We start from the raw sequence: 18595 nt of genomic DNA, 5'->3' as shown, positions 1-18595 counted from the left end.
CGATGGCGCAGTTTCTCTCCACTTTCCGCTGGCCGCTGACCTTCACGGTGGTTGGCCTCCTGCTGTCCTTCCTCCTCGGCTACCAGGCGTCCGGCACCCTCGGCGGGGCGCTGTCGTTCCTGATGATCGGGGGTGTGCTCGCGGTGCTCGAAATCTCGCTGAGCTTCGACAACGCCATCGTCAACGCCAACAAGCTGAAAGACATGGATCCGGTCTGGCAGCACCGCTTCCTGACCTGGGGCATCCTGATTGCCGTCTTCGGCATGCGCATCGTGTTTCCGCTGGCCGTGGTTTCCATCGCCGGGCGGATCGACCCCTGGTCAGCCGTGGTGCTGGCAGCGGTGGAGCCGCAGGAATACGCGCGCATCATGAACGAGGCGCATATCTCCATCGCCGCCTTCGGGGGCACCTTCCTGATGATGGTCGCGCTCAGCTACTTCATCGACGAGGAGAAGGAGGTGGACTGGTTCCGCTCGGTGGAGAAATGGCTGCGCGCCGGGGCCGATATCCGCGGGCTGGAGATCGCCGCGGTGCTCGTGCTGGCCCTCGGCTTCAGCATGGCGCTCTCCGGCCCCAGCGCGATGGACTTTCTCTTCTCCGCGATCCTCGGGCTGGTGACATTCCTCGCGGTGGATCTGCTGGGCCAGGTGCTCGACCGCGCAGATGACGTGCGCGGTCTGGCGGCAAAGGGCGGGCTCGGCGCGTTTCTCTACCTTGAGGTGCTCGATGCCTCCTTCAGCTTCGATGGCGTCATCGGCGCCTTTGCCCTCACGCAGAACCTCTTTCTCATCGCCATCGGTCTCGGCATCGGTGCCTTCTACGTGCGCTCCATGACGATCCTGCTGGTGGAAAAGGGCACGCTGGCCGAGTTCCGCTACCTCGAGCACGGGGCGTTCTATTCGATCCTCATCCTGTCGGTGATCATGTTCCTGCAATCGCTCATGCACATCCCCGAATGGTTCACCGGGCTCATCGGCGCAGGCCTCATCCTCGGGTCGCTCCTGGCATCGATCCGGCACAATCAGCGCGAGCGGAGGGCCTGAATGGTGAGAAACCTGTCCCGCCGCTCCTCATGGCTCAACCGGCTAGCCGAGGAAGTCGCGCGCGCGCTCACAGCCCGGATCGCGGACGGAACGCTCGCCGAGGGCGACGAGATCGTGGATCGTGACGCAATTGCCGGCGAGTTCATCACCAGTCCGGGCGTCGTCGATCGCGCGCTCCAGATGCTGGTGGCTGAGGGGCTATTGCGGCAGGAGGAAGGCGGGGGGCTCGTGGTCGCCAGTCCACCGACAGCTCCGCGCACCTTCGAACTCCCCGAGAATTTCGGCGCCACGCGGCAGGACGTGCTGGCGGTGATGGAACTGCGGATGGGTGTCGAAGTGGTGGCCGCCGCGCTCGCCGCCGAACGACGGGACGACGCGCAGATGGCCGCAATCCTCGCCGCAAGGCAGGGCTTCGAAGAGACGGTCGCGGAAAGCGCGGGGATGGCACAGGCAGACTTCAGGCTGCATCACGCCATCGCGGCGGCCTCCGCAAATCCTTACATCCTCGAGATGCTGGAGTATCTCGGCCCACTCCTGATGCCACGGATGCGCCTCGACCTGCCCGTCTCGGCGCGGGATGGAGACGAGCGACACCTCCAAGCCGCCATGGCGGAACACGCGGCCATCGTCACCGCCATCGAAATCCGCAACCCCGAAGAGGCCCGCGTCGCCATGCGCGGGCACCTCTCCCGCAGCATCGAGTTCCTGCGTGGCCTGACCGGCGCGTGACGGCTGCGGCCTACAAAACCAGAACGGGCGACCCCATGACCAGCATCAGACCCGAAGACTTAAAGCACTTCGTCGCAGCGCTCCTTCAGGCCGCAGGGATGGAGGCCGAAAAGGCTGGGGTCACCGCCGAGGTGTTGGTGGAGGGCGAGATGATCGGGCGCGCCACCCACGGGGTCGGCCTCGTGCCCTGGTACCTATCCGAACTGTCCTCCGGTGCCCTGGCAGGCACCGGCAGCCACGAGGTGATCCGCGACCGCGGCGCCACCTTCGTCTGGGAGGGCAACTGCCTGCCCGGGGCGTGGCTGGTCACCAAGGGCCTGGATCTGGCCGCCGAGCGCGCCCGGCAGTACGGCACGGCCAGCGGCGCCATTCGCAACGCGCACCACACCTGCGCCCTCGCGGCCTACATGCGGCCCTTGACCGACCAGGGCCTTGTGGTTCGCATCACCGCGTCCAACCCCGCCGCCGCCCGGATGGCGCCCTTTGGCGGAACAAGGCCGCTGCTGACGCCCAATCCCATCGCCGTCGGCTTCCCGACCTCCGCTCATCCCATCGTGGTCGATGTGTCCTGCTCGATCACCACCACCACCATGACCCAGACCCTCGCCGGCCGGGGCGAGCGATATCCGGGCCAATGGGCGCTGACGGCCGCAGGGCAGCCAACGGATGATCCGCGCGAGGTCACCGAGCATGGAGGCACGCTGCTGCCCATCGGCGGCACCTCGAAGGGCTACAAGGGTTTCGGCCTCGCCGTCATCGAAGACCTCATGAGCCAAGGCCTGTCCGGCAAGGGGCGGGCCAACACGCCAGCGGGCCCACTTTCGCAAAGCATTTTCCTGCAGGTTTGGGACCCCGACGCCTTCGCCGGAACGGACGCGCTCGTCCTGCAATCGGATCACCTCGCCAACGCCTGCCGCGAAAACCCGCCCGCCAATCCGTCCCGCCCCGTCCGCATCCCAGGAGACCAGGCCGCGGTATTGAGGGAAAGAGCCCTGACCGAAGGCCTGCAAATCCCGGACGAAACGATCGCAACCTTAAATGACGAGGCGAAATCACGTGGGCTGGGAATACTGGCAAACCACTGAGTGATGAGCCATTCTAAACCCACTGGCGATCGCACATCTATGAATCATTGCGAAATCTGGCCACCCCAAAACCGGCCCGCACTGCAGATTTTGCATCAGCCGCAGCTGACGCCCGCTTTCCGCCCGATATGACGTTCCGACGGAAGTTAGACAGGCTGGCTCCGACCTACCATTTAATACCTGTTGGGTGAACCTGCCGGACGATGCGTCGCAGTTGGGTTGGAGAGGGTTAGACCCCAGGCCCATCCCCACCGCCATTTTTTATTTTTAAGATATTGATTTAATTTGAAAATATATGGGGTCGCCGTGTGTAGCCCCACATTGAGCCACACATTTCACACCGCTGGTTGCAGCGCCGAAAAATGGCTTGTCAGGTCGCCTCAGGTCGTTGCATGTTAGCACCATAGGTGAAGGCTACCTGATAAGCCCGCAGTACAACCGCAATTCATAGGCGCAGGATGTTGTCTTGATTGCCCTCGACGAAGGGGATCAAGCATGTCCAATGGTGACTCAAGCAATCACGAACAATTCGATCTTTTTTCGGATGAAATCGACGCGAATAGCGTTGCCGATGTCACCCCGAGCGAAGTGGCCGTTAAGGAGCCGCTCGCCAAGGCCGTAAGTCCTGCGGAGCACGCGCCCGGCGGAAATTATCTTTCGGTAAAGCAAGTTGCAGCCCATTTCGGTGTGTCTTCCGCCACGATCTGGCGGTGGTGCACGAAAGGCGAGTTCCCGAAACCGGTCCGATTTTCCAACAGGGTCACGCGCTGGGCGCGCGTGGATCTGGAGCAGTTCGAAGCCCGCCGTCGAACTCTCGTTAAAGAATGAGCCGCTCGTACAGGAAGGTTCGGCCGATGAGGCATCGAGTCTACTCGGTTCCCCAGGTCATGGAGCTCTACGATGTCTGTCGGAACACGGTATCGAACTGGGTTGGCGATGGGTTGCGCCCCTCTCCGGGTGAGGGGCAACATCTGTTTAGAGGAGAAGAACTGAAACGCTTTCATGAGCTTCGTCGATCCAGAAGCCGTCAGTCACTACGCCACGGGCAATTCAAATGCTTCACCTGCAAGGCAATTTTCTTTCCTGAAGTCGGCTCAGTCGAAATTTTGTCTGGCGCACACCGCGGACTGACGGCATTTGCCGTCTGCCCAAACTGTGAAGTGCGCAACTCAAAGTTCCTGAATGAGGTTGAGTGCGACAAGCTCAAGACGGCTGTCCAAACCCACATCAGCCTGCAAGTCATAGCCGAAGATGAAGCTTGCCCTCCGGCTGGTATTGGGAAGATCCGTTCACCTGGTGACGAGAATGCTGCGGGAAGCGGTGGCTCACGCAACGATCGGACGGTGTTTCACTGGCAGCAATATGCAGTTCGTTACGACGCCAAAACCATCGCGGCGCATCTCGTCTCCATACGGGAGTTCGAGGCGTCCGTCGGGGAGAAGCCGTTTGAAAAGCTGCGCCAAGAGGATGTCGCCGGGTATCGCGATGGCTTGTTGTTGCGCCTGGAGGAGAGCGGCGAGAACGGTCTTTCCTGTTCGACGGTGCGGCACCGGGCATCTCACGTGCGGGCCTTCCTTATCTGGCTCCGCGGTCAAGATGGCTTCCGCAGGCTGAGCGCCAACTTGCCGGGTTACCTCGAACTACCCCGGAAGTTGTCTGCCAAAGCGCTTCCCAAAGCCCGTAGTTATCCTGGTATTGAGGACGCTGCCGCGATGATTGCTGGCATGCCTGTCGGTAGCCTCCGCGAGCGACGGGACCAAGCGATCGCTGCGATGGCCTTTCTTTCGGGCTTCCGAGCGACGGCGCCGACCAATCTCCGGTTAAGACACGTCGAACTGGAGAATGCCCAAGTGATCCATGATGGACGGAGCCTCAAGGGAAAGAACGGCAAGAACTTTGTCGTCAGCTTTTTCCCGCGCACCGAAAGTTTCGAGCGTGTCGTGCGGGAGTGGATCGAAACCATAGTACGGCTGGGTTTCGGAGAAGACGACGCTCTCTTCCCGGATCATCGACAACTCGTCCATAAGTTGAGCCGCCGTCGAAAGATTGAGCCGATGCGGAGCGTAGGCTCGGTTACTCGGGCTTTCAAGGCCGCAAGCCTGGTCGCTCATGCGGACTACAGCCCCCATTGCGCAAGGGACACGCTGGCGGCTCTGGGCGGCCTCATTTGTAAGTCTGCACGTGAAAGAAAAGCGTGGTCTCAGAACCTGGGGCACGAGACGGACGTGATTACCGAGCGATACTACGGCAAGCTGAAGGATGATCAGCGCTCGGGCATCATGACGGAAATGAGAGCGCGGGGAGACTTGATTGATTATGAAAAGGACCTGCTCCTGGACCTGTTCTTCAATCGTTTGGATCGGAACTCTCCAGACTACGTGCGCGCAACAAAACTACAGATCGCTCTGATCCAATCTGAACAAGGCTCATGCCAGGTAGTTGAGCCGTGATGGTAAGGATACATGCGCCAAGCTGTCACGGCTGCCACGAGCGGCAATCGCCTGGTCAAGCCATTCTCAAACCGGCTCAGTTGCGGAAGGCTGGACGTAAGAAGCCAACTCACCGCACCCTTTCAGATTCGAGCGTTCCACACCGCAACCCGGTTGTGCTGAGTAGTTAGTGCCAAACAATTCTAGGCGCCACGGTGATCAGGTCGTTCGGGCGGTTTCGCATCACTGAAGTGCTCCCGGCGTACGGTGCCGGGTCAGGTGTGGTCGAAGAGGTTGTGCATCTCGTTTGGGCCTTCCTGCAAGTCGTAGAGTTCGCCCGCGTCGTTAAGGACTGGATTGCCGCAGTCGGTGCCAAGACGGCCTACATTGGGCTTGGGTCGGACTTGCTACATCTCCCGGCAAGGATCCGCCGCTCCCCTCCGCCGGGCGATAGAATGGTGCGGGTGTGTCGATGCAGATGCCCCAGCCGAATCCAGCACGAGCATCCCAGCTGCCATCAGGCAAAGGCTGCTTCCCGCCTCAATCTTCCATCCGCCCGCTCCTCCAATGCCCCTGCCTGAGGCGTAGGTGGAAGGGGGCAAACTTGATGAGCTCTTCCGCCAACACGAGTGCGAAAACAACCGTCACGGAGGCATCGAGCCAAAGCACCGCCGCGGCGGTGACTGGTACGCGGAAGAGCCATTGCGACCAGACGAAAATGTGCATCACGTAAAGCGTTTCACCGCCCGCGCGGAGGGTGTTGCCGCAGATCGCGTTGGAGCCCTTGGGAAAAGGGAGGAAGATGAGGATGGGCAGAAAACTCAGCAAGGTGGCGCGGGTATCGGGGTGCAGCTCGGGGTAGATCCAGGGGCTGGCGAGACAGATGCCGGTGTAGATCGCCGCAACGAGGCCCGAAGCCACAAAGGAGGTGCGCCAGGCGGATAGGAGAAACCTGTCGAGCACCTCGGCGGCTGTGCTGCGGCCCAGCATCTGACCGATGTGAATGCCTGTGGCCTGCGCCCAGCACATGCCAAAGGTGCCAACCACCTGCACCCAGGGCATGATGATGGTCATTGCGGCAAAGTCATTGACCGGCAGCCGGGCGTAGAGCAACCCGCAGACGCTCATCGCAATGGTCGCGCTGCCGAAGGTGGCGGCAATGGGAAGCGAGAAGGTGAAGTGGCGGCGCAGGCTGGCGGCGTAGGTGCCGTTGCGCCATCCGGGGACGCGCAAAAGAGTCCGGTTGCGATACAGCAGGAGCCCAGCCAAGAAACCAACCTGAATCACCGAGGCAATGGCACTGCCAATCGCGGCGCCGGTAACTCCGAGGTCCGGCGCGCCGAGGTGGCCGTGGATCAGCACCACGCTCACCGCGATGTTCACCGGCACGGCCATCATGTAGCTCAGTGCCGGAAGCCGGGTTTCGCCGCAGCCGTTGAAATGTCCGGTGAGGCAGTGGCCCACCGCCTCTGAAAGGATGACCACGGCGAAAATGCTCAGATAGGCCCGTGCCCCGGAGGCGATTTCGGCATTGTGGGCCAACCCGTCGATCAGCGGTCCGGCGAAAAGCGCAAGCAGCGCAAGGCCCATTGTGACGACGCCAAGGTTAATGGTCAGACCCGACAACAGCGCGGACTTGAGGAAAGCCCGATCACCCGACCCAAACGCCTGCGCGATCCTGATCTGCGTGGCGTTGGAGAAGGCTACGATCAATCCGATCAACAGCCCGGCGATCGAAGCCGAAAGGCCCAGCACCGCCACAGCGCCTTCACCCAGCGACGACACAAGCCAACCGTCGATCACGACGATGCCGTGCAGCATGATGGACTTCAGGGTCAGCGGCCATGCGAGGTGAAAGACGGAGCGGGTTGTGGGCACTGCGGGAGGCTGGGCTTGGGCGCGCATGGCAAACTCTTGTCCGGCAGGGCCGGAGTGCCGCGCGGAGCGGCGGATGGGAGTGGGGGTGTCGCGGTTCGGCTGTGCGCCGCGCCGGTCAGTTGCCGTCGGGGTCGAAGTAGTGGCCGTTGGTGGCCTCTATCGAGGCAATCGTGGCATCCAGCCGCGACAGGTGCAGCTTGCCCGCCGCGACGGCGCTCTCCGCGTCCCCTGCCAGGATGGCCTCCGCGATGGCCTCGTGATCCGCGAGTAACTGAGGCATCCGGTCTTCCTTGGCGAGCCCAAGGGTGCAGAGCCGGTCGACTTTGGCCTTCTCCATCGAGATGACCTCGAAGGCGAAGTCCGCGTCGGCTATCTCACAGAGGGCTTGGTGAAACTCGTAGTCGAGTTCCCCGAACTTCTGATAGTCGCCCTTCTCGATAGCTGTGCGCTGACGCTTGAGGCAGGCGTCCAGAAGCTTCCGTGCTGCCGGGCTGGCGTTGGCCGACGCACGGCGCAGCACCTCGTACTCCACAGCCGCGCGGACGAACCGAGATTTTTCGATTTCGCGCGAAGAGAAGCGCTTTACCTCGGTAGCTCGCTGGGGGCGGATCAGCAGCAGGTCTAGGTTGGCGAGGCGGGTGAACGCATCTCGAACCGGCTGACGCGACACGCCGAATTGGGCCGCGATATCGGCCTCGGATATCCGGTCGCCAGGGCGCAGCCGAAGCGAACTGATCTCATCGAAGAGATGGTCGAAAATCTCATCGACCGTCGTGCGCCGATCGGTTGCCAAGTTGGTTCGCATGCCTCGCTGCCCCCTTTGAGTGATGGATTTATAGTCGCTCACTCCGAACTCGCCAATCGGTGACTGCGGTGTGCTCTCCTCCATAGTGTCCATGTCCCGTGCCTTTCAATTGCGGCGGTGCCTCATGGCGCGCCAGATTCGCTGTCTTTTGACCAGCTGGCGATGTGTGAGTTGCGCGCCGCGCTGTAACTTGCGACTAGTATTGCAGATTTTAGACTAGTATACCAGAAAAATTACTAGTATACCAGATTGTGAGATTGGTCGAATCGTAGCTTTACAGCGCCCGCCGGGGTGCGGCGGTTCGAGGGGAGGCGCGCGGGGACCGCGCAACCGGAGGAGAGCACATGTCGGGAGTTCGGTTGGACCGAATCGTGAAGGCGTATGGCGCCGTGCAGGTGGTGCATGGCATCGACCTTGAGGTGCGGGAAAAAGAATTCGTCGTACTTGTCGGCCCCTCGGGTTGCGGCAAGTCCACCACCCTGCGGATGATCGCCGGGCTGGAGGAGATCAGCGACGGCGATCTCACAATCGACGGGCGCCACGTGAATCGCGTTGCTCCGAAGGACCGCGATGTGGCGATGGTGTTCCAGAACTACGCGCTCTACCCGCATCTCAACGTGGCCGACAATATCGCCTTCGGCCTGCGCATCCGGAAGGAAAAGAAGGAGGCCATCGCCGCCTCGGTGGAGGAGGTGGGCCAGATCCTTGGCCTCACGCCCTACCTGGAGCGGCGCCCGGCCGACCTCTCTGGTGGCCAGCGCCAGCGCGTCGCCATGGGCCGCGCCATCGTGCGTCGCCCCAAGGTATTTCTATTCGACGAGCCACTCTCCAACCTCGACGCCAAGCTGCGCACCCAGATGCGGGCCGAGATCAAGCGGCTGCACAAGCGGCTCGGCGCCACCTCGATCTACGTGACCCACGACCAGGTCGAGGCGATGACGCTCGCCGACCGGATCGTGGTCATGCACGACGGCCGTATCGAACAAATCGGCACGCCGATGGAGCTTTTCCTGAACCCGGCCAATACCTTCGTTGCGGGCTTTCTCGGATCGCCGCCGATGAACATGGTCAAGGCTACCGTGGTGGCGGGCGACAGCGGCCCGGTGGCCGAGTTCGATGGTCAGCAGGTGCCGCTTCAGCCGTTGCCCGCGCTCCAGAACGCAGTTGGAAACGAAGTGATCCTCGGCATCCGGCCCGAGTTCGTGAAGGTCGCGGAGGCCGGCGCGCCGGGATCCATCGCGATCGAGGTCGATCTCGTCGAGACCCTCGGCTCCGAGGCACTGGTGCACGCCAGCTTGCAGGGCGACCCCTTCGTGATCCGCACCGACACGGTGGGGCAGATGGGCATTCTCGACAGCATCGGCGGTTTCACCATCGCGCCGCACCTGGTGCGTGTGTTCGATGCCGAGAGCGGCGAAGCGTTGCCCGGTCAGGTGTTGGAGCAATGAGCAACGATCCGAACTTCACCACCGCGGCCGGGCCCGCTACCGAGGAGCTGATCGTCGATGCCACCGAGGCACAGCGCCGTCGCAAGCCCAGTCGGATTGTGCGGGTGGGTGACCACCTGAAGCGCGAGTGGCAGCTCTACCTGATGCTGATCCCCACGATCGTCTGGCTGCTCGTCTTTCTCTACAAGCCGATGTACGGCCTTCAGATCGCCTTCAAGGATTACTCGATCTTTCGCGGAATCGCGGACAGCCCCTGGATCGGGCTGGAGCATTTTCAAACACTGTTCAACAACGACCAATTCCTGCGCGCCCTGCGCAACACGGTCATCATCAGCTTCTACGGCCTGATCTTCGGCTTTCCGATGCCAATCATCCTGGCGCTGATGTTCAACGAGATCCTAAGGCAGACCTTCAAGAAGACGGCGCAAACCATCGTCTACCTGCCGCACTTCATTTCTTCGGTGATCATCGCGGGCATCGTCATAACAGCCTTCTCGCCCTCGGCGGGCATCGTGAACACCATGCTGGGCTGGTTTGGCATCGAGCCGATCTACTTCCTGACCAAGCCCGAGTGGTTTCGCCCGATCTTCGTGGGCACGGGCATCTGGCAGGAGGCGGGTTTCCAGTCGATCGTCTATCTCGCGGCCATCGCGGGCGTCTCGCCGACGCTCTACGAAAGCGCCGTGGTCGATGGCGCGAGCCGCTGGCAGATGATGTGGAAGATCACGATCCCGTCGATCATGCCGACCATCATCATCATGCTCATCATCCGCATCGGCAACATGCTCGAGGTGAGCTTCGAGATGATCATCCTGCTCTACCAGCCGGCCACCTATGAGACCGCCGACGTGGTGAACACATTCATCTACCGGCAGGGCATCCAAGGCGGGCAATACGACCTCGCCGCCGCTGCGGGCCTGTTCAACGCCGTGGTCGCCTTCGTCCTGGTGATGACAGCCAACACGATCTCCAAGCGCTACTCGCGCACGTCGCTCTGGTGAGGGGGAAAGACCCATGACCAACATGAATCTCTACTCCCGCGGCGACAAGCTCTTCGTGATCGTCAACATGGTGTTGATCGCGCTGTTCACGATCTCCACGCTCTACCCGTTCATCTACATTGCCTCGCTGTCGCTCTCGACAGGCTTCGAGGCGCGGGCGGGCAACGTGGTGCTTACACCTGTGGGCTTCACTATCGAAGCCTACAAGCAGGTGCTCTCCGAGCCACTGTTCTGGTCGTCCTACGCCAACACCTTCATCTACACCATCGGCGGTACGCTGATGAGCCTGGCGTTCATTATCCCGGGGGCCTATGCCCTGTCGCGGCCACAGCTCTACGGGCGGCGTTTCTGGAACCTGATGGTTGCCTTCACCATGTGGTTCAACGCTGGCCTGATCCCGTTCTTCCTCAACATGCGCGACCTTGGGCTGCTCGACAGCTACTTCGGCATCATAATCGGCTTCGCCGTCAACGGCTTCAACATCATCCTGCTGCGCAACTTCTTCGAGGGCATTCCGCAGTCGTTCGAAGAGGCAGCCCGGATGGATGGCGCCAACGAGCTGCAAGTGCTGTGGAAGGTTTTCGTGCCGCTTACCGTATCCTCGATCAACTGATCGAGCCTGTTGCCCTGAGCATAGTCTGCGGAAAGGGCGACGACAGCGTCCCGGCCAACCAGTTCGATCAGCTCCGCCACCAGCGCCGCGAGCGCATCGCGATCGGAATGTTCGATCTGTCCCGCCGCCGCCCTCGCCCGTATGTCCGCGACGAACCGGTCCCATCGCGAGCGGGCTCGATATTCCTGTTCCTCATCGAGACCCTCATTGTAGACGATGGCTTCGAGCAGACGGCGAAACGCTTCCGGTTGTGCGCCTCCCCCGACCACAAGAAGAAAATCGGTGATCACACGAACAACCGGTTCGGAGGCGAAGTCCTGCGTCTGGTCTTCCTCGCGAAACGGAACCTTCCGGTCCCGCAACGCGGCTCGCAACTCCTGACAATAGAGGTTCTGCTGCTTGCTCACCAGCGCCGCGATGTTGGAAGGATCCAGGCTATCATTCTCGATCCATCCCTTGATTGTGTCGGCCAAATGCGAGGCTTCCTCACTGGCATTCTTGAAGTGAGGGATCTCGATCTCGCCATCGTCACCCTGCAATTCGTCGTCATCAAGCGCAGCAGGCGGGTCCATGACCCGCACCATCGCGTTCTGCATCCGGCGAAGTCGCGGCGCAGAGCGGAAGTTCTGATAGAGGTTCAGCGCTTTCGCGTCGAAATCCGCCGCATAGGTCTTGAAGATGCCTTCGAGCGCCCCGCCCAGCCCATGATCCGCTGCTTGGTGTCGCCGACTGCAACGAGCTTCGCGCCTGAGTCGAGGAAGCAGGCTTTGATCAGCGCGTACTGCTCCTTCGTGCAGTCCTGAAATTCGTCCAGAAACACGTGACTATAGGTCTGTCGTATGGCGTTCCTGGCGAGGACGCTGGTCTCAAGAATGGTAACTGCCAATGGCACCATTTCCTGAAAGGTGATGGACTGTCCCTGGACCCGTGCCTGCCCGACACTGTAGTCCGCATCAAGGGCATCGCGCCCGGTGAGCGCCAGACGAAAGCGGTCAATGATGCGCTTGCCGAACGCGTGAAAAGTGTGGCTGTCGAGCCGCGCGGCCAGCTCGGGGCCGCCGCGCTTGCGGACGCGTGCCTTCAGATTGTGGCTCGCATCGACCTTGAACGAGATGGCGAGGATGCGCTTGGGGTAGCGGCACGTGCCGGTGCGGAGGAGAAAGTCCGCCCGCTGCGCCAGAATTTCGGTCTTGCCCGCTCCTGGCCCTGCCGTCAGCGTCAGGTTTCTCTCGGTCTCTGTTGCCGCAAGGAGGGCATTCGGCTCGAGCTTGAGGTTGTCCGATGGAACCCAGCGGTCAACGCGCATCATTCCGGCAACGCCTTCAGGTCGTCGCGGACACGCGCGAGCAACCGCTCGAGGACTTCGGGCATCTCGTCCTTCAGTTCCTCGTCCGTCAGGCTGGCCATCGCCTGGATGTGCCACACGGGCTTGCTGCCCAGCTTGAACCGCCTGTGATAAGCGTCGAAGTACTCGCGCTCGTCATCGTCATATTGGCCGGCGACAATGTCGTGCTTCTTGCCCAGCACCGACTTGAGCGCATCTTCGTCCGGATCCTCGAGCTCCTCGTCTTCCACGCCATATGCGTTTGGGTAGGCGGTCATCATGAGGAAATCGAGATCGAGCGGTGAGGAGAAGAACACGCCGTGTTCTTCAAGGCGGTTGAACCACCCGTCGTCTGCCAGCATCAGTCCCTGCTTACCGTCCCAATTGGGGATTGAATTCACTTGGGTGCCGGTGAACCCCGCCTTCGTCACGTCCCCATATTCCAGTAGTTGCCTGGCGGCGTATTTTATCCGCCCCCACCCGCCCTGAAATCGCGCCGGATCCAAGTCCAGCAGGGTCGCATGAGGGATCCCGAGTCCATGAAGGAGTCGCCAGAAATGGTTGACGTGCCGGCCGCCGAGCGGCACGACCGAAATTGATGCGTCGTCAGCGAGTATCCCCTCGGCCGCCAAAAGCCTCGGAAGCACGACTTCCTCACTGTCACCCTCCCCGAGAACGACGAAGCGCGAGAAATAGAGTTCGGGAAAGGCTTGGACCGCCTCGCGAACGAACTTGTGCGCCTCCGCTTCCTCGGGAAGCTCGATGTGCCTCACGACGGTAGTGCGCTTTTCATCGAGCCGCATGTATCTGACGGCCTCCGGAGGAACGCGGCGCATCAGCGACGGGGAGTGCGTAGCGAGCACCGCCTGCGCATCCTGTCCCCCGGCGAATTCTTCGAGGGCTCGGACGACTCGTCCCAGGTAATGCGGCGATAGGCTGTTCTCGGGCTCTTCCAAGGCGATCAGGGTGAAGACGGCCGGCCGCAGCTTGTCGATGTCAAAGGCATCCGGGAGCTTGCCACTCAGCACATCACTGCCGATCTGGTGCATACCCAGCACGATCGAGAGATAGAGAATCGACTGCTGCCCGTCGCTCAGGCGAGTGAAATCGACCAGTTGCTCGCCGTGGCCTGGGGTGAATTCGACGTTCAGGTGGCGCAGATGGTTTTGCAGTTCGCTCCGACCGAATGAAATCGATGGGTCGGCGAAATAACTGCCTTTATGCAGATTTCCCCACTGATCTGACAATGCGTCCGTCATGCCCTCAATTGCTGCATTGCCGGCAAGGGTCGCACTGATCTCCTCGGTCAAATTGGAGATATTGTCGCGTTCGTCCGCCCAGTCGGCCGAACGCAGTGCGCGGCCCAGCAGCGCATTTGCCGAGTAAGAGATATGGTCCGCAGGATTGCGCCGCGCTGGCAGGTAGTGCACCTGAATGGCATTCCGATCGTGCTTTGCGACCCGGCCTTGCTCCAGCGGGTTCCCTTCAGCATCGACCTTCATGACGTAGGTGAGGTTCTCTTCAATATCCTCGTCCTGGTCGAGCGTAGCATCGAGCCGGAAACGGATCTGCGCTGGCTCATCGCTCCCCATAAGTTGCATATGCGCGAAGTTTCCGGGAACCGCAGGTGCCTCTTTTTTGCCCTTGCCCACCAGCTCGGGAAACTCGAAGTCTGCCTCAATCCAGAGCTCGCGCTCCGCCGGCGCTTCGTCAGGCTCTTCATCATGCGGGATGTGAAAGTCGGACTTCCTGATCTTGCGCTGGGCAGGATCGAGACTGAACAGTCTTGCCAGAGCTTGCAGCACCGCGGTCTTGCCGGCGCCGTTCGGGCCGAGCAGAAATGTCAGGTCGTCCAAATCCAGTTCTGCAAAATCCTTGCAGAACGATCTGAAATTGCTGAGCCGCAAGCGGACAAGTTTCATGATACCCCTCCGTGAGCACTCGCCGCTTAGGCTCAGGACTCATAGCCAGTAGATGACGATAGCGGCGAGAGCGATGGCAGAGAGGAAGACCTTCGGGCATCGGTCGTAGCGCGTGGCAACGCGCCGCCAGTCCTTGAGCCTGCCGAACATGATCTCGATCCGGTTTCGGCGTTTGTAGCGGCGCTTGTCGTATTTGACGGTTGTGTTTCGCTGCTTCCGGCCGGGGATGCAGGCGCGTATCCCCTTGTCTTTCAACGCTTCACGGAACCAGTCGGCGTCGTAGCCGCGATCCCCGAGCAGCCAGTCGACATCCGGCAGACTGTCGCAAAGCGCCCGCGCACCGATGTAGTCGCTGACCTGCCCTGCCGTTACGAACAGGTTGAGAGGGCGTCCCTGGCTGTCGCAGATGGCGTGCAGTTTCGTGTTCATGCCGCCCTTGGTCCGTCCGATCAGGCGGCCGCGCCCCCGTTCGTCGGGGAATTGATCCCCCGGATCAATTCCTGATCCTCCTTACTTAACGCTCAGACTGGACGCCGTGCGGTGGGCCTTCAGGTAGGTGGCGTCCACTGCCCCGGCAGTTGAAACGCAGTTTCGATGAGAGGGGATCATCACAGTCTTCTTCTCGCCGTGCTCGGCGGCCAGGCCCGCCATCATCCGGGCGAAGACACCCTTGTCGCTCCACCGTTTCCAACGATTGTAGAGCGTCTTGTGAGGCCCGTATTCCTTCGGCGCGTCTCGCCAACGCAACCCATTGCGATTGATGAAGATAATCCCGCTCAGGACGCGCCGATCATCGACGCGCGGCTTGCCATGGGACTTTGGGAAATAGGGTTCCAGACGCGCCATCTGCGCATCGCTCAGCCAGAAGAGATCAGACATGTCACCGCTCAGTTTTCGCGCGGTGAATCATGCCCTTCCGCTGAGATCAATGGGTCCTGAGCCTAGGAAACTAGGGGCGCCTTAGTCACAGAGGCAAGCCAACGAGCGACATCGGTTGATCCGGCGGCGGGGCTGGCCGGACCGCCTGACCGCAACGGCGGAGCCGAAGGTGGAACCGGCGAAAAATGGGCCGGTGTCTCTTTTCTCTCGTGCCGCGTCGCAAATCGGTCATACCGGGCTGGCGGGGCGTTCTATCAGGGGGCGAAAGGGTGCGGGTCGCAAGGCCCGAGAATTGGGAAGCCGGTGCAATTCCGGCGCTGCCCCCGCAACGGTGAAGCCCTCACCGGGCGCGGCATGGCCACTGGGCAGGAGGAGCCCGGGAAGGCGCCGCGCTCTGGCCCGAAAGGGCCACGGGCCAAGTCCGGAAACCAGCCCTTCGAGTGACGTCGAACCGCGGGTGGCGGTGATGGCGCCGGACGGGCCGGCTCCTCCCATGCGCCGTGCCCTTCGGCTCCATTCTCCGCCGGTCGCCCCAGCAGGACCGCCCTCGCGCGGCAGGAGAGCAAAACGATGAGCGAGATGATCCGAGAGCTTCTGGCGCGGCGCAGGCCCGGCTATGCCCTCGAACAGCCGTTTTACACCGATCCGGCCATCTTTGCCGCCGACATGGCCACCATCTTCTACCGCGACTGGCTCTTTGCCATCCCCGCCTGCGAGCTGGAGAAGACGGGCAGCTATGTGACGCAGCAGATCGGCGCCTACAATGTGATCCTCGTGCGCGGGGCCGACGGTGAGATCCGCGCCTTCCACAACGCCTGCCGCCACCGGGGCTCGGTGATCTGCAAGCATGAGCGCGGCACCTCGCCCAAGCTCGTCTGCCCCTATCACCAGTGGACCTACGAGCTGGATGGACGCCTGCTCTGGGCGCGCGACATGGGCGCCGATTTCGATGCCGCTGCCCACGGGCTGAAGCCGGTGCACTGCCGCACCCTCGCCGGGCTGGTCTATATCTGCCTTGCTGCCGAGGCGCCTGATTTCGACAGCTTCGCCGACAAGGTGCGCCCCTATCTCGAGGTGCACGACCTCGCCAATGCCAAGGTGGCGCACCAGAGCTCGATCATCGAGAACGGCAACTGGAAGCTGGTGTGGGAAAACAACCGCGAGTGCTACCACTGCGGCGGCAACCACCCCTCGCTCTGCCGCACCTTCCCCGAAGATCCGGTGATCGGCGGCGTTGCCGGGGATGGCAACTTCCCCGCGCCGGTCGAGGCGCATTTCGCCCGGCTCGAAGGCATGGGCGCGCCCTCGCGCTTCCATCTCGAAGAGGGCGGGCAGTTCCGGGTGGCGCGGATGCCGTTGCTGGACGGGGCGCAGAGCTTCACCATGGATGGCAAGATCGCCGTGACCAAACGGCTGGGCCGCATCCCCGCGCTCGATGCCGGCACGCTGCTGCTGTTCAACTACCCCACCACCTGGAACCACTTCCTGAGCGATCATTCCATCACCTTCCGTGTCACCCCGATCTCGCCGATGGAGACCCGGGTGACGACGACATGGCTGGTGCACAAGGATGCTGTGGAGGGCGTGGATTATGACCTCAAGCGCCTCACCGAGGTCTGGACCCATACCAACGACGAAGACCGAGAAGTTGTCGAGAACAACCAGCGCGGCATCAACTCGCCCGCCTACGAGCCCGGCCCCTATTCCGCGATCCAGGAAGACGGGGTGATCCAGTTCGTCGACTGGTATTGCGCCACGATGCAGAACCGGCTGACTCCGGTGCAGATGGCGGCGGAGTAGGCGCGATGAACGACATGAGCCCGATCACCGGCCAGACCTTCTGGGAAGACAGCGAGCCGCTGGAATGCGTCTCGGTCATCCCCGAGGTTCCCAATACGGCGACCTTCGCCTTTCAGGCTCCGTCGGGCGCGATGTTCGATTACCTGCCGGGGCAGTTCATCACGCTGGAGCTTCCCACGCCGCAAGGGGTGATCCACCGGACCTACACGATCTCGTCCTCGCCCACGCGGCCCCGGTCGCTCTCGATCACGGTGAAGGCGCAGGAAGGCAGCCTTGGCACCCGCTGGATGCTCGACCATCTGAAGCCGGGGATGCGGCTGCGTGCCTTCGGGCCGGCCGGGCTTTTCAGCCACATGAACCACCCGGCGAAGAAACACCTCTTCATCTCCGCGGGCAGCGGTATCACCCCGGCGATGGCGATGACCACCTACATGTGGGACGTCGGCATCGAGCCCGATATCGTCTTCATCAACTGCGCCAGGCGCCCCTCCGAGATCATCTTCCGCGAACGCCTGGAGCACATGGCCTCCCGCGTGCCGGGCATCGTGCTGAAGTGGGTGGTGGAAGAGGCCGACCGCTACCGGCCCTGGACCGGCTATCAGGGGCAGGTGAACCAGCTGATGCTGGGCCTGATGGCGCCCGATTACCTCGAGCGCGAAGTGTTCTGCTGTGGCCCCGAGCCTTTCATGACAGCCGTGCGAGAGGCCTTGCAGGGCATGGGCTTCGACATGGATCACTACCACCAGGAGAGCTTCAAGGCCCCGGTGGAAACCGTCGAGGACATCCCCGAGCACGATGACGTGGTGCCCGAAGAGGCCGCCAGGGCCGAGGTCACCTTCGCCCAGTCCGGTGTCACCGCAAGCTGCCACGAGACAGATACGGTGCTGGCCGTGGCCCGCGCCTCCGGCCTCAACATCCCCTCTGGCTGCACCTTCGGCCTCTGCGGCACCTGCAAGGTGAAGAAGGCCAAGGGCGAGGTCCACATGGTGCACAACGGCGGCATCTCGGAGGATGACATTGCAGCGGGCTATATCCTTGCCTGCTGCTCCCATCCCATCGGGGCGGTCGAGGTCGAGGTCTAGTGCCTGCCGCGCTGCGGGGCAGGGTGCTTCAGCCCTGCTCCGTCATCCCCGGGGCGGGGCCGATGGCCTTGCGGGCGAGCGCCAGGAAGGCCGCGCGCTCTTTCGGCTCCAGCCGCTCCAGCACCTCGCTTTGCAACGCGGTCACCAGCGGCAGGATCTCGTCAAACATGGCCCGGCCCGCCTCGGTGGCCCGTACCTCCCGCGCCCGCCGGTCGCGCTTGCTCACCGCGCGCACCACGTAGCCCTTCTGCTCCAGCCGGTCGATCACCCCGCCGATGGTGGCCCGGTCATAGGCGATTGCCGCCGCCACCCCCGCCTGGTCGAGGCCAGGGTGGGCGAGGATCGCGTCCATCGCCGCAAACTGCACCTGCGTCACGTCAAACCCTGCCGCCTGAACGCGGGTCGAGAACACCTGGGTCGAAATCTGGTTGAGCCGCCGGATCAGGTGCCCGGCCATTCCATGCGCCTTCATCCGCACGCCTCCCTGCCTGAGATGGTATGTATACATATTTTTCTTGACGGTAAATGATAAGTGTAGTTATTAACTGCCATCCACA

General features: G+C 62.1%; 15 protein-coding genes, 2 pseudogenes and 1 riboswitch. Of the genes and pseudogenes, 10 read left to right on the top strand and 7 right to left on the bottom strand.

The genetic code is table 11. The features are described from left to right. Window positions 1-2 precede the first annotated feature (2 nt). From DYI42_RS13355 to DYI42_RS13335, 5 genes are all read left to right on the top strand, one after another. Window positions 3-1043, top strand: coding sequence for a DUF475 domain-containing protein (locus DYI42_RS13355; protein ID WP_213546488.1), 1041 nt, complete (start codon window positions 3-5; stop codon window positions 1041-1043). Next, window positions 1044-1772 carry a FadR/GntR family transcriptional regulator gene (locus DYI42_RS13350; RefSeq protein ID WP_213546487.1) on the top strand — a complete coding sequence of 243 codons (729 nt, stop codon included), beginning with the start codon at window positions 1044-1046 and terminating at the stop codon, window positions 1770-1772. Window positions 1773-1807: 35 nt separating this feature from the next. After that, entirely contained in the window at window positions 1808-2857 is a 1050-nt protein-coding gene (locus tag DYI42_RS13345; RefSeq protein ID WP_213546486.1) for an Ldh family oxidoreductase, read from the top strand. A 495-nt stretch (window positions 2858-3352) separates the two neighbouring features. After that, the gene (locus tag DYI42_RS13340; protein ID WP_213546485.1) at window positions 3353-3685 is read left to right on the top strand and encodes a helix-turn-helix transcriptional regulator; all 333 of its coding nucleotides are present in this window, start codon (window positions 3353-3355) and stop codon (window positions 3683-3685) included. A 59-nt stretch (window positions 3686-3744) separates the two neighbouring features. Beyond that, a complete protein-coding gene (locus DYI42_RS13335; protein ID WP_213546484.1) occupies window positions 3745-5307 on the top strand; it encodes a tyrosine-type recombinase/integrase in 1563 nt (520 codons plus the stop codon). 519 nt (window positions 5308-5826) lie between these two features. Here the strand turns inward: DYI42_RS13335 and DYI42_RS13330 are convergent. Continuing rightward, on the bottom strand, window positions 5827-7191 hold the full coding sequence (locus DYI42_RS13330; protein ID WP_213546483.1) for an MATE family efflux transporter: 1365 nt from the start codon (window positions 7189-7191) through the stop codon (window positions 5827-5829). 88 nt (window positions 7192-7279) lie between these two features. Then, a complete protein-coding gene (locus DYI42_RS13325; protein ID WP_213546482.1) occupies window positions 7280-7969 on the bottom strand; it encodes a GntR family transcriptional regulator in 690 nt (229 codons plus the stop codon). A gap of 344 nt (window positions 7970-8313) precedes the next feature. Between DYI42_RS13325 and DYI42_RS13320 the strand changes: the two genes are divergently transcribed. From DYI42_RS13320 to DYI42_RS13310, 3 genes are read left to right on the top strand one after another with little or no spacing between them, the layout of a single operon-like run. Further along, window positions 8314-9417 carry an ABC transporter ATP-binding protein gene (locus tag DYI42_RS13320; RefSeq protein WP_213546481.1) on the top strand — a complete coding sequence of 368 codons (1104 nt, stop codon included), beginning with the start codon at window positions 8314-8316 and terminating at the stop codon, window positions 9415-9417. After that, on the top strand, window positions 9414-10418 hold the full coding sequence (locus DYI42_RS13315) for an ABC transporter permease (protein WP_213546480.1): 1005 nt from the start codon (window positions 9414-9416) through the stop codon (window positions 10416-10418). Before DYI42_RS13320 ends, DYI42_RS13315 begins: the two co-directional genes overlap by 4 nt. Before the next feature lie 13 nt (window positions 10419-10431). After that, window positions 10432-11031: a carbohydrate ABC transporter permease gene (locus DYI42_RS13310; RefSeq protein WP_244867905.1), complete on the top strand. Its 600-nt coding sequence runs from the start codon at window positions 10432-10434 to the stop codon at window positions 11029-11031. Between the two features lie 275 nt (window positions 11032-11306). Here DYI42_RS13310 and DYI42_RS13305 read toward each other — a convergent pair. The 4 genes and pseudogenes from DYI42_RS13305 to DYI42_RS13290 all read right to left on the bottom strand — a co-directional run. Further along, a pseudogene (locus DYI42_RS13305) lies at window positions 11307-11615 on the bottom strand (ATP-dependent helicase); the annotation flags it as partial. A 53-nt stretch (window positions 11616-11668) separates the two neighbouring features. Then, window positions 11669-12340 carry a UvrD-helicase domain-containing protein gene (locus tag DYI42_RS13300; RefSeq protein WP_213546479.1) on the bottom strand — a complete coding sequence of 224 codons (672 nt, stop codon included), beginning with the start codon at window positions 12338-12340 and terminating at the stop codon, window positions 11669-11671. Then, the gene (locus DYI42_RS13295; RefSeq protein ID WP_213546478.1) at window positions 12337-14277 is read right to left on the bottom strand and encodes an ATP-dependent nuclease; all 1941 of its coding nucleotides are present in this window, start codon (window positions 14275-14277) and stop codon (window positions 12337-12339) included. Before DYI42_RS13295 ends, DYI42_RS13300 begins: the two co-directional genes overlap by 4 nt. Window positions 14278-14316: 39 nt before the next feature. Further along, window positions 14317-15156, bottom strand: a pseudogene (locus tag DYI42_RS13290) (IS5 family transposase). A 249-nt stretch (window positions 15157-15405) separates the two neighbouring features. Beyond that, window positions 15406-15607: riboswitch (cobalamin riboswitch) on the top strand. A gap of 119 nt (window positions 15608-15726) precedes the next feature. Between DYI42_RS13290 and DYI42_RS13285 the strand changes: the two are divergent. After that, window positions 15727-16956, top strand: a complete 1230-nt coding sequence (locus tag DYI42_RS13285; protein ID WP_213546477.1) for an aromatic ring-hydroxylating oxygenase subunit alpha — start codon at window positions 15727-15729, stop codon at window positions 16954-16956. 5 nt (window positions 16957-16961) lie between these two features. Further along, complete coding sequence (locus DYI42_RS13280; RefSeq protein WP_213546476.1) at window positions 16962-18038, top strand: hybrid-cluster NAD(P)-dependent oxidoreductase; 1077 nt, start codon at window positions 16962-16964, stop codon at window positions 18036-18038. Window positions 18039-18066: 28 nt separating this feature from the next. Here the strand turns inward: DYI42_RS13280 and DYI42_RS13275 are convergent, their stop codons facing one another. Beyond that, window positions 18067-18510, bottom strand: a complete 444-nt coding sequence (locus DYI42_RS13275) for a MarR family winged helix-turn-helix transcriptional regulator (RefSeq protein ID WP_213546475.1) — start codon at window positions 18508-18510, stop codon at window positions 18067-18069. Window positions 18511-18595: the final 85 nt, after the last annotated feature.

Source organism: Vannielia litorea, from assembly GCF_018424695.1.
Classification (GTDB): Bacteria; Pseudomonadota; Alphaproteobacteria; order Rhodobacterales; family Rhodobacteraceae; genus Vannielia; species Vannielia litorea_A.
Note: the sequence above shows the minus strand (reverse complement) of the source record. Positions and strands in the feature narration are given on the sequence as shown.